Below are 11,661 nucleotides of genomic sequence, written 5' to 3'. Positions count from 1 at the left end.
GATGGAGGTATGAGCACCCCAGACATTGAACGGCTGCTGTCGTCGGTTCCCACGGGATTGTGGATTGGCGGGGAGGAGCGGAAGGGCTCGTCGACTTTTGAGGTCCTCGACCCGTCGAACGACAAGGTCATCGCGACGGTGGCCGACGCGACCGCCGAGGACGCCATCGCCGCGCTGGATGCGGCATGCGCGGTGCAGGCCGAGTGGGCGGCGACCCCGGCCCGGGACCGCGGCGAGATCCTGCGCTCGGTGTTCGAGACGATCATCGACCGCGCCGACGATCTCGCGACGCTGATGACCCTGGAGATGGGCAAGGTCGTCGCCGAGAGCATGGGTGAGGTCAAGTACGGCGCGGAGTTCTTCCGCTGGTTCGCCGAAGAGGCGGTCCGGATCGGCGGCCGCTATACCCCGTCCCCGGCCGGTACCGGGCGCATCATCGTCACCAAGCAGCCAGTGGGTCCGTGTTATGCGATCACACCGTGGAACTTCCCGCTGGCCATGGGAACCCGCAAGATCGGGCCCGCGTTCGCGGCCGGGTGCACCATGATCGTCAAGCCGGCCCAGGAGACGCCACTGACCATGCTGCTGCTGGCCAAGCTGATGGCCGAGGCCGGCCTACCCAAGGGTGTGCTGTCGGTGCTGCCGACCAGCAAGCCCGGTGATGTCACCAAGGCGCTGATCGACGACGGCCGGCTGCGCAAGCTGACCTTCACCGGTTCCACCGGTGTCGGCAAGTCGCTGGTCGCCCAGTCGGCGGACAAGCTGCTGCGCACCTCGATGGAGCTCGGCGGCAACGCGCCGTTCGTGGTGTTCGACGACGCCGACATCGACGCCGCAGTCGACGGCGCGATGCTGGCCAAGATGCGCAACGGCGGCGAGGCGTGCACGGCCGCCAACCGCATCCACGTTGCCAACGCCGTCATCGAGGAGTTCACCGACAAGTTCGTCAAGCGGATGGGCGAGGTCAATCTCGGTAACGGGCTCGACCCGTCGGCCAAGCTCGGCCCGCTGATCAACACCAAGCAGCTGGACAAGGTTCAGGAGCTCGTGAACGACGCCGTCGAGAAGGGCGCGACAGTTGCCCTCGGCGGCGAAGCGCCAGGCGGCCCCGGAAACTTCTACCCGGCCACTGTGCTCACCGATATCCCGTCGAACGCCCGCATCCTCACCGAGGAGGTGTTCGGCCCCGTCGCACCGATCATCGGTTTCGACACCGAGGAGGACGGCGTCGCCGCGGCCAACGCCACCGAATACGGCCTGGCGTCCTACATCTACACCGAGTCTCTGGATCGGGCGCTGCGGGTGGCCGAGGCCATCGAGTCCGGCATGGTCGGGGTGAACCGCGGCGTGATCTCCGATCCGGCCGCGCCGTTCGGCGGGGTCAAGGAATCCGGGTTCGGGCGCGAGGGCGGCATCGAAGGCATCGACGAGTACTTGGACACGAAGTACATCGCGCTGACCAAGTAGCGCTAACTGTGGCGCGCTTCACGCTTGCAATTGCAAGCACGGGGTAATTATCCGCCCATGAAGATCAGCAGTACTCGGGTTCCCGTGCGCCGTGGGGTGTCTGAGCTGGTCACCGCGCAGCTGTCCGGCGCGGTTGCCGGCCTGATGCTGGCCGTCGATCACATGCTGCCCGAGGCGCCTCAGCGGTACAAGATCGTCGACCGGGACGTCACGCGCTGCTGAGGCTCAGCCCGACCGAGCGGTCCGACCCGCTCCAAGGAATTGACTTGACCGACCGCGCGCCTGCGCTGATCAACCATGGTTGCGAACTAGATTTCTCAGCACTGAGGAACTAGGAGGGCATGGTGTGACGGCGCGCTGGTGGGCGCAAAGTCCATGGGTTGATCCCATCTCGCAGCCGAGCCCGCGGCGCGGGCCGAAGCCCCGTGGCTCGGGAATTCCTGCGCTGAACGGCATCCGAGGGGTCGCCGTTGCTCTAGTTCTGGTCGGACACAGTGGAATCCCCGGTGTCACAGGCGGATTCATCGGTGTCGACATCTTCTTCGTGCTCAGCGGGTTTCTGATCACGTCGTTGCTGCTCGACGAGATCGGCCGGAGTGGAAAGCTCGACCTCGGCTCGTTCTGGGTCCGTCGCGCCCGCCGGTTGCTGCCGGCCCTGCTGATCATGGTGCTGGCGGTGATCGCCGCACGAATGCTGTTCCCGCCCGACGCCGTCAGCAACCTGCGCAACGACGCGACCGCCGCGTTCCTGTGGGTGGCGAACTGGGCATTCGTCTCGCATGAGACCGATTACTTCAGCCAGGGCGCCCCGCCGTCGCCGCTGCAGCACACCTGGTCACTGGGCGTCGAGGAGCAGTACTACCTGATCTGGCCGGTGCTCATAGCCGCGGTGGCGGTGCTGCTGGCCGCCATCGCACGGAAGCGCCAGAAGACGCCGACCGTCGTCGCGGTCCGGCGCGCGGTGCTGATTCTGGCCGTGTTGGGCACGGTCGGATCCGCGGCCGAGGCGATCCTGATGGCCTCGGACGACTCGCTGAACCGGGTGTACTTCGGCACCGACACCCGTGCCCAGGCGCTGCTGATCGGCGCCGCGGCGGCCGCGCTGCTGGTCCGGGACTGGACGGCGATCATGGCCGGCGTGCCGCTGATCCATTCGCGCTGGGTCCGCTGGCTGGCCTGGGGGGTGCCGGTGGCCGGCGTCGCCGTGCTGGCCGCGATCACCCACGTCGCCACCGGTAGCGCCACCGAGTTCCGCAACGGCCTGTTCATCGTCGTCGCCGTCGCCGCGGTTTCTGTGATCGCGCCGGTGGCGCTCGAGCAGAACGGCCCGGTGGCGTGGGTGCTGTCGACCCCGCCGCTGGTGGCGCTCGGCGTCATCTCCTACGGCGTCTACCTCTGGCACTGGCCGGTGTTCCTGGTCCTCAACGGCGAGCGCACCGACTGGTCGGGCCTCCCGCTGTTCGCCGCGCGCTGCGTGGTGACGCTGACCCTGGCGGTCGGGTCGTGGTGGCTGATCGAGCGGCCGGTGCGGCGCTGGCGGCCGGTTCACGTCCCGCAGCTGCGGCTGGCCGCCGCGACGATGGCCACGGCCGTCGCGGTCGCGGTCGTCGTCGTGCCGGTGGGAACCCGCATCGACCCGTCCAGCCCTGACATCACCCAGGCCGCCCTGGTTTCGCCGGTCGAGACGGTGCGGGTGGCTGCGCCGGTGCAGGCCGGCCCGCGCCCGCACACGGTTTCGGTGTTCGGCGACTCCATCGGGTGGACGATCATGCGCTACCTGCCGCCCACCCCCGGCGTCAGCTTCCTGGACCGCACCACCATTGGTTGCGGCCTGGTGCGCGGCGGACCGTACCGTTACTCCGGGCAGATCCTGGAGCAGAAACCCGAATGCGACGCGTGGCCGGAACGCTGGGCGCAGCGGATCGGCCACGACCGGCCCGACGTCGTGTTGATGGTCGTCGGTCGCTGGGAGACCGTGGACCGCAAGTGGAATGGCAATTGGGCGCACATCGGCCAGCCCGACTTCGACAAGTATCTCGAGGGCGAGTTGCGGCATGCGCTGGACATCCTGGCCTCGACCGGGGCGCTGGTCGTGGTGACCACCGAGCCCTACAACCGGCACGGCGAGCAGGCAGGCGGCAAGCTGTACCCCGAAGATCAGACCATCCGGGTCGATCAGTGGAACACGTTGCTGCGCAAGGTCGTAGCGGGCCGACCGAATGTGTCGGTGCTGGACCTGAACAAGAAGCTCGGCCCGAACGGCAACTACACCAACAAGATCAACGGTGTACAGGTGCGCAGCGACGGCGTGCATCCCACGCCCAACGCGGTCAAGTGGCTGACCCCGTGGCTGCTTGACGCAGTCCGCTAGGAGTGCCCGAGTCTGCCGCGGCCCATGCGCAGCAGGAGCATCGCCAGATCCTTACCGTCCGGACCCAACTCGCTGTAGCGCTCGATGACCTTCATCTCGCGGCTGTGCACCAGCCGGGTACCGCCGGAGGCCATCCGGGCGCGGCCGATCTCCTGGGAGACCTCGGTGCGACGCTTGACCGCGGCCAGGATCTCGGCGTCGAGCCGGTCGATCTCGCTGCGCAGGCTGTCGATGTTGTTCTCGGCTTCAGGAACCATTTCCAGAGTCATCGCTTCGTTCTCCTCATGTGTGGGTCTGGTCTCATCGCAGTCCCGGGCCTCACACAAGAGACGAGCCCCGGGTCCGGATGCGGACCGCGGGGCTCTCGGGTTGAGCAGCTAGATACCCACGGGCACCGCGGACCGGTACCCGTAGAAAAATCGACGCTGCCATGAAAGCACGTTCTCGAGTGTGCCACTCCGAAGCCCGGCTTCGCAAAAAAACTGTCGCCATACAGCGGTAAGTTGGGTCGGACATGAGTGTGCACGTGACTGACTACAAACCCCCGGCCGACGCGGCCGAACTCCTCGAGGGCCTCAATCCGCAGCAGCGCCAGGCTGTACTGCACGAGGGGCCCCCGCTGCTGATCGTCGCCGGCGCGGGGTCGGGCAAGACGGCGGTCCTCACCCGGCGGATCGCCTACCTGCTGGCGGCCCGCGACGTCGGACCCGGGCAGGTGCTCGCGATCACGTTCACCAACAAGGCCGCCGCCGAGATGCGCGAGCGGGTGGTTTCGCTCGTAGGTCCGCGGGCGCGCAACATGTGGGTGTCGACATTTCACTCCACGTGCGTGCGAATCCTGCGCAATCAGGCTTCGCTGGTGCCGGGCCTGAACTCGAACTTCTCGATCTATGACGCCGACGACTCGCGCCGCCTGCTGCTGATGATCGCCAAGGACATCGGGCTGGACACCAAGCGGTACACGCCGCGGCTGCTGGCCAACGCGATTTCCAACCTCAAGAACGAGCTGATCGGGCCCGAGGACGCGGTGGCCGCACTCGAACCCGGCTCGGACGACCTGACCCGCACGGTGGCCAGCGTGTACGGCGAATACCAGCGCCGGCTGCGCGCGGCCAACGCGCTGGACTTCGACGACCTCATCGGCGAGACCGTTGCCGTCCTGCAGAACTTCCCGCAGATCGCCCAGTACTACCGCAGGCGCTTCCGGCACATCCTGGTCGACGAATACCAGGACACCAACCACGCCCAGTACGTGCTGGTTCGTGAACTCGTGGGGGTGAACGCTCCGGACACCGACACCGTGGCGCCCAGCGAGCTGTGCGTTGTCGGTGACGCCGACCAGTCGATCTATGCGTTTCGCGGCGCGACGATCCGCAATATCGAGGACTTCGAGCGCGACTTCCCGAATGCCACCACGATCCTGCTCGAGCAGAATTACCGGTCGACCCAGAACATCCTGAACGCGGCCAACTCGGTGATCGCGCGCAACCCGAACCGGCGCGAGAAGCGGCTGTGGACCGACGAGGGCGACGGCGAGCTGATCGTCGGCTACGTGGCCGACAACGAACACGACGAGGCCCGGTTCGTCGCGGGCGAAATCGATGCGCTCGCCGACCGAGGTGACATCACCTACAACGATGTCGCGGTGTTCTACCGCACCAACAACTCGTCGCGCTCGCTGGAAGAAGTCTTCATCCGCGCGGGCATCCCCTACAAGGTGGTCGGCGGCGTCAGGTTCTACGAGCGCAAGGAGATTCGCGACATCGTCGCCTACCTGCGCGTGCTGGACAACCCCGGCGACGCCGTCAGCCTGCGGCGCATCCTCAACACCCCGCGTCGCGGCATCGGTGACCGTGCCGAGGCCTGCGTTGCCGTCTACGCCGAGAACACCGGTGCCACCTTCGCCGACGCGCTGACCGCAGCGGCCGCCGGCAAGGTGCCGATGCTGAACACCCGCTCGGAGAAGGCGATTGCGAGTTTCGTCAACCTGCTCGACGATCTGCGCGGAAAGCTCGACGACGAGTTGGGCGACCTGGTCGAGGCGGTCTTGGACCGCACCGGATATCGCAACGAGCTGGAGTCCTCCAGTGACCCGCAGGATCTGGCCCGGCTCGACAACCTCAACGAGTTGGTCAGCGTCGCACACGAATTCAGCATCGACCGGGCCAACGCCGCCGCGCTGGCCGAGGAGGACGCCGACGCTGACGAGGACGTGCCGCAGACCGGCATACTCGCCGAGTTCCTGGAGCGGGTGTCGCTGGTGGCCGACTCCGATGATCTGCCCGAGCACGGCTCGGGCGTGGTCACGATGATGACGTTGCACACCGCCAAGGGGCTGGAGTTTCCGGTGGTCTTCGTGACCGGCTGGGAGGACGGCATGTTCCCGCACATGCGGGCCCTCGGTGATCCGGCCGAGCTGTCCGAGGAGCGCCGGCTGGCCTATGTGGGCATAACCCGTGCGCGCCAACGGCTTTACCTCACCCGGGCCAAGATCCGTTCGTCGTGGGGGCAACCGATGCTGAACCCGGAATCGCGCTTCCTGCGGGAGATTCCCGAGCATCTGCTCGACTGGCGTCGCACCGATCCCACGCCGTCCTATAGTGCGCCGGTCAGCGGGGCGGGGCGGTTCGGTACGCCGCGGCCGTCGCCGATGCGCCAGGCGGGCGGGGGTGGCAAACGAGGGCTGGTGGTCCTGGAACCGGGCGACCGGGTCAACCACGACAAGTACGGTCTCGGCCGCGTCGAAGAGGTGTCCGGGATGGGGGAGTCGGCGATGTCACTGATCGACTTCGGCAGCGCCGGGCGCGTCAAGCTGATGCACAACCACGCGCCGATCCAGAAGCTCTAGTCCACACCTATGGGGCAGCCGTACGGACCGGGCTCGCCCGGCTTCGGGATTCTCGGTGCGATCGTACTTGTGGCCCTGGTGCTCTGGTGGGGGCTCGCGATCTGGGTGGCGCGTCATCGCGCCGTGCTCGACGCGGTCGGCCGAATACGTTCCTGGGCGACCGAACGCCTCGACCGCGCTGTCAGACCACTGGCCCGCTGGTTGTCGGTGGACGTTGCCGCCGCGGTCGGACTGCTGTCCGGGATGGTGCTTGTCGCGCTGCTGGCGGCCGGTTTCACCGAACTGCTCGACGACGTCCTGGAAGGCGAGCTGATCACCTATGTCGATGAGCCGGTCAGCCAGTGGCTGGCCGCCCGTCGTGACCTGTGGCTGACCGAGACTCTGAAAGTGCTTACCCACCTTGGTGATGCGGCCACACTGGCGGTGATCGTGGCCGGCGTCAGCGCGTGGGTGAGCTGGCGAATCCGCTCCTGGCTGCCCGCGGTGCTCGGGGTGTCCGGGTTGGTAGGTGTTGGGGTCGTGCTGGTGGTCGCGAAGGTGATGGTCGGCCGTACTCGTCCGCCGTCATGGATCGCGGTGATCGTCGAAGACGGCTTCTCGTTCCCGTCCGGCCACGCGACCGGTTCCTTCGGTGTCGCGGTGCTCGTCTCCTGGATGATCGGCCGCTGGGTGCTCCGCGCCTGGGCGGCGCGGGTCGCGTTGTGGGCGATCGCGCTGGCGCTCGCCGGCCTCGTCGGTTTCTCCCGGATCTATCTCGGTGTGCACTACGTCAGCGATGTCGTCGCCGGGGCGTTCCTCGGCGCGGCGTGGGCGGTCGCCGTCATCGTCGTCGGGGAGTGGTGGGAGAGCCGCAGGCGCTCAGCGCGGTCGGCACCATCGCCGGGTTGACGGGTGCAGTGCCAGAACCAGGCTTGCCAACGGCAACAGCGGAATCAGGTACACCGCCAACGGAATTCGCGCGCCGGCGACGAACACGCTGCCGAACGTCAGCAGCGCGACGACGGCGCCGAACGCGATGAGGTAGCGGCCGACCGAGCGACGCAGCAGCAACGTGATCACTCCCGCGATCGTGGTGACCGCGAACAGCAGGGTCAGGAAGCCGACCGCCAGGCAGAACAGGAGGTCGGTGCCCCACCATCCGGTGATCAGGTCGGTGGCGACGACGCCGGTGGCCCATCCGCTGATGATGCTGACGGTGCAGGCCGCGATGGCGGTACGGGAGGCGGGGACGTCCACCACGCCCGGCCGGGCCGGAACCGCGACCGGGGCGGCGCGGCGGATCAGCCCAGTCGGGGCATCGTCGACCGGTGGACGGGCAATGTTGGTGGTGCGGTCATCGGGAGCCTGGGGGATGGGTCCGGTGGGGGCCCGCCGGATGATGCCGGTGCGCGGCTCTTCGGGCTGGGGGATGGGTCCCGACGGCTGGCGCCGGATGATGCGGGTGTGCGGATCGTTCGGTTCAGGCACCGCGTCAGCCGACGTAGGGGCCGACGGACAGCCCCCGCTGCGCCAGCCAGGGCGCCGGATCAATCCGGTTGGTGCCGCCCTGCAGAACTTCGAAGTGCAGATGCGGGCCGGTCGAATTGCCACGGTTGCCGATGGTGGCGATCTGGTCGCCCGCGAAGACCCGCTGGCCGATCTGAACCGTCCAGGTGTTGACGTGGCCGTACAGGGTGACCGTGCCGTCGGAGTGGCGCAGCTTGACCCAGGCGCCGTAGCCGGCCGTCGGTCCCGCGTCGATCACGACACCGTCGGAGACCGCGACGATCGGAGTGCCGATCGGCCCGGCCAGGTCCACGCCGGCGTGCAGAGCGCCCCAGCGGTAGCCGAAGCCCGACGTGTACACGCCCTTGGTGGGCATGACGAACAGCGGCCGCTGCAGGCGGGCTTCGCGCTCGGCGCGTTCCTGGGCGAAGGCGTTACCGTTCGCCAATTCCTCGCCGTGCACGGCGTCGGCGACCGGCTTCACCGCGATCAGCTGCACGCCGCGCGGTGTGGTCACCGAGCCGTCCATGGGAGCCTTGTCGGCCGCCAGCACGGTCTGGGTGGTCGTGTCGGTGGCGGGCTTGACCGCGGTGTAGGCGGCCGCGGCGGCGGCGCCGGCGGCCATCGCGGCGATCATCACGCGACCCTTGACCGCTCCGGTCGGTTGCCTGCGGTGCTGCGGGGTGCGCGGCAGCACGTCGGTGTTGTCGCTGTTGATGAAGCGCGGCACCTCGGCGCGCTCGTTCCGCGGCGGGGCGAATTCGGTCGGCACGGCCAGCCGCAGCGGTTGGACGTCGTCGGCGTCGTGCAGGTCGTCGAGCTCGGGGCAGCGCGCCACCTGGAGGCTCTCGAAAGCGGTGCTCTCGCGGAAGTCGATGTCGCAGAGGTCGCCGAACTCGTTGAACGGGATGATGTCCGTGACGTCCAGACGCTCGGGGTCCAGGGCCCGCGCCGATGGCGCTTGGCGATCAAAGGTCCTGGTCAAAGCCTGCGAGGCCGAGAGATCGCCGAGAGAAGTCGGTGTCGGCCGATGCTGCGTCAAAACTCAAAGTCCCTTTAGTCGTGACCAAAGCGTTATCTGGACCCCGACGACGTTAACGAGACTCGCAGCGGGTGGCAACCCAAGACGTTATTCCACGGAGGATTGTGAGTTGAATCACTTCAACTCCGCGGTGAGATGTACCACATGAGTGGTAGGCGGGGACGGAGTCCCGAAGCCGTCTAGATACAGTTCCCCCCGGAGCGACTTCCCTAATCACGACATCCCCAAAAACAGTCAGCGCCGACCAGACAGTGAGCCCATGGATCTTTTCGAGTATCAGGCGAAAGAACTGTTCGCCAAGCACAACGTTCCCACCACCCCGGGCCGGGTCACCGACTCGCCTGAGGACGCCAAAGCCATCGCCGAGGAAATCGGCAAGCCCGTGATGGTCAAGGCTCAGGTGAAGGTGGGTGGCCGCGGGAAGGCTGGTGGAGTCAAGTACGCCGCGACCCCCGACGACGCCTACACCCACGCCAAGAACATCCTCGGCCTGGACATCAAGGGCCACATCGTCAAGAAGCTGCTGGTCGCCGAGGCCAGTGACATCGCCGAGGAGTACTACATCTCCTTCCTGCTCGACCGCTCCAACCGCACCTACCTGGCGATGTGCTCGGTCGAGGGCGGCATGGAGATCGAAGAAGTCGCCGCCACCAAGCCCGACCGCCTGGCCAAAGTGCCCGTCGACGCCGTGAAGGGTGTCGATCTGGCCTTCGCCCGCGAGATCGCCGAGAAGGGCCACCTGCCCGCCGAGGTGCTCGACGCCGCGGCCGTGACCATCCAGAAGCTGTGGGAGGTCTTCACCAACGAAGACGCGACCCTGGTGGAGGTCAACCCGCTGGTGCGCACGCCCGACGATCAGATCCTGGCGCTGGACGGCAAGGTCACCCTGGACGCCAACGCCGACTTCCGTCAGCCGGGCCACGCCGAATTCGAGGACAAGGACGCCACCGATCCGCTCGAGCTGAAGGCCAAGGAGAATGACCTCAACTACGTGAAGCTCGACGGCGAGGTCGGCATCATCGGCAACGGCGCGGGTCTGGTCATGTCGACCCTGGACGTCGTCGCCTATGCCGGTGAGAAGCACGGCGGCGTGAAGCCCGCCAACTTCCTCGATATCGGTGGTGGCGCCTCCGCGGAGGTGATGGCCAACGGCCTCGACGTGATCCTGGGCGACAGCCAGGTCAAGAGCGTGTTCGTCAACGTGTTCGGCGGCATCACTGCGTGCGACGCGGTGGCCAACGGCATCGTCAAGGCGCTGCAGATCCTCGGCGACGAGGCCAACAAGCCGCTCGTCGTTCGCCTCGACGGCAACAACGTCGACGAGGGCCGGCGCATCCTCGCCGAAGCCAACCACCCTCTCGTGATCCAGGCCGACACCATGGACTCCGGCGCCGACAAGGCCGCCGAGCTGGCCAACAAGTAAGGGACCCTTGACATGTCGATTTTTCTTAACGCGTCCAACAAGGTCATCGTCCAGGGCATCACCGGCGGCGAAGGCACCAAGCACACCGCGCTGATGCTGAAGGCCGGCACCCAGGTGGTCGGCGGCGTCAACGCGCGCAAGGCCGGAACCACCGTGTCTCACAAAGACAAAGACGGCAACGACATCGAGTTGCCGGTGTTCGGTTCGGTCGCCGAGGCCATGAAGGAGACCGGCGCCGACGTGTCGATCGCCTTCGTGCCGCCGGCCTTCTCCAAGGACGCCATCATCGAGGCGATCGATGCCGAGATCCCGCTGCTGGTGGTCATCACCGAGGGAATCCCGGTGCAGGACAGCGCATATGCCTGGGCCTACAACGTGGAGAAGGGCGAGAAGACCCGGATCATCGGCCCGAACTGCCCCGGCATCATCACCCCGGGCGAGTCGCTGGTCGGCATCACGCCGAACAACATCACCGGCAAGGGCCCGATCGGCCTGGTGTCGAAGTCCGGCACGCTGACCTACCAGATGATGTACGAGCTGCGCGATCTCGGCTTCTCGACCGCCATCGGCATCGGCGGCGACCCGATCATCGGCACCACCCACATCGACGCCATCGAGGCGTTCGAGAAGGACCCCGAGACCAAGATCATCGTGATGATCGGCGAGATCGGCGGCGACGCCGAGGAGAAGGCGGGCGCCTACATCCAGGCCAACGTCTCCAAGCCCGTCGTCGGCTACGTCGCCGGGTTCACCGCGCCGGAAGGCAAGACCATGGGCCACGCCGGCGCGATCGTGACCTCCGGTGCCGGCACCGCGCAGGGCAAGAAGGAAGCCCTCGAGGCCGCGGGGGTCAAGGTCGGCAAGACGCCGTCGGAGACCGCCAACCTGGCTCGGGAGATCTTGGCGGGGCTCTGATCTGAGCCGCGAGTTCCACATCAGGGCTGTGATCCACACCGGATCGCAGCCCTGATGTCGATTTCGGCAAAAAGCCCCCGGTTGGCAAAACGGTAACACGTTCTATTAGC

At 67.1% G+C, this 11,661-nt stretch carries 9 protein-coding genes and 1 pseudogene; 7 read left to right on the top strand and 3 right to left on the bottom strand.

Translation table 11 applies throughout. The features are described 5' to 3' along the window. Positions 1–9 precede the first annotated feature (9 nt). From AB431_RS24115 to AB431_RS24110, 3 genes are all read left to right on the top strand, one after another. Positions 10–1,467 carry an NAD-dependent succinate-semialdehyde dehydrogenase gene (locus AB431_RS24115; RefSeq protein WP_047332059.1) on the top strand — a complete coding sequence of 486 codons (1,458 nt, stop codon included), beginning with the start codon at positions 10–12 and terminating at the stop codon, positions 1,465–1,467. Between the two features lie 57 nt (positions 1,468–1,524). Beyond that, positions 1,525–1,689, top strand: coding sequence for a hypothetical protein (locus AB431_RS30870; RefSeq protein WP_158423557.1), 165 nt, complete (start codon positions 1,525–1,527; stop codon positions 1,687–1,689). A gap of 166 nt (positions 1,690–1,855) precedes the next feature. Then, positions 1,856–3,838 carry an acyltransferase family protein gene (locus AB431_RS24110; RefSeq protein ID WP_047333759.1) on the top strand — a complete coding sequence of 661 codons (1,983 nt, stop codon included), beginning with the start codon at positions 1,856–1,858 and terminating at the stop codon, positions 3,836–3,838. Here AB431_RS24110 and AB431_RS24105 read toward each other — a convergent pair. Then, positions 3,835–4,142, bottom strand: a pseudogene (locus tag AB431_RS24105) (chorismate mutase). The gene AB431_RS24110 and the pseudogene AB431_RS24105 overlap by 4 nt on opposite strands. Before the next feature lie 210 nt (positions 4,143–4,352). Between AB431_RS24105 and pcrA the strand changes: the two are divergent. Together pcrA and AB431_RS24095 are read left to right on the top strand one after the other, a co-directional pair. After that, positions 4,353–6,686 carry a DNA helicase PcrA gene (gene pcrA / locus AB431_RS24100; protein WP_047332057.1) on the top strand — a complete coding sequence of 778 codons (2,334 nt, stop codon included), beginning with the start codon at positions 4,353–4,355 and terminating at the stop codon, positions 6,684–6,686. Between the two features lie 9 nt (positions 6,687–6,695). After that, the gene (locus AB431_RS24095) at positions 6,696–7,574 is read left to right on the top strand and encodes a phosphatase PAP2 family protein (protein WP_047332056.1); all 879 of its coding nucleotides are present in this window, start codon (positions 6,696–6,698) and stop codon (positions 7,572–7,574) included. Here AB431_RS24095 and AB431_RS24090 read toward each other — a convergent pair. Together AB431_RS24090 and AB431_RS24085 are read right to left on the bottom strand one after the other, a co-directional pair. Continuing rightward, positions 7,545–8,153 carry a hypothetical protein gene (locus tag AB431_RS24090; RefSeq protein ID WP_047332055.1) on the bottom strand — a complete coding sequence of 203 codons (609 nt, stop codon included), beginning with the start codon at positions 8,151–8,153 and terminating at the stop codon, positions 7,545–7,547. The two genes, AB431_RS24095 and AB431_RS24090, sit on opposite strands and share 30 nt — an antisense overlap. Positions 8,154–8,157: 4 nt before the next feature. Next, the gene (locus AB431_RS24085; protein WP_082135791.1) at positions 8,158–9,213 is read right to left on the bottom strand and encodes a M23 family metallopeptidase; all 1,056 of its coding nucleotides are present in this window, start codon (positions 9,211–9,213) and stop codon (positions 8,158–8,160) included. Between the two features lie 259 nt (positions 9,214–9,472). On the opposite strand from AB431_RS24085, the gene sucC reads away from it, so the two are divergent. Both sucC and sucD read left to right on the top strand, forming a co-directional pair. Next, positions 9,473–10,636, top strand: coding sequence for an ADP-forming succinate--CoA ligase subunit beta (gene sucC, locus AB431_RS24080; RefSeq protein ID WP_047332053.1), 1,164 nt, complete (start codon positions 9,473–9,475; stop codon positions 10,634–10,636). 12 nt (positions 10,637–10,648) lie between these two features. Further along, positions 10,649–11,551, top strand: coding sequence for a succinate--CoA ligase subunit alpha (sucD, locus tag AB431_RS24075; protein WP_047332052.1), 903 nt, complete (start codon positions 10,649–10,651; stop codon positions 11,549–11,551). The last annotated feature ends 110 nt before the right edge of the window (positions 11,552–11,661 follow it).

The organism is Mycobacterium sp. EPa45, from assembly GCF_001021385.1.
Classification (GTDB): Bacteria; Actinomycetota; Actinomycetes; order Mycobacteriales; family Mycobacteriaceae; genus Mycobacterium.
The sequence above is the reverse complement of the archived record's forward strand: the minus strand, read 5'-3'. Positions and strand labels throughout refer to the sequence as shown.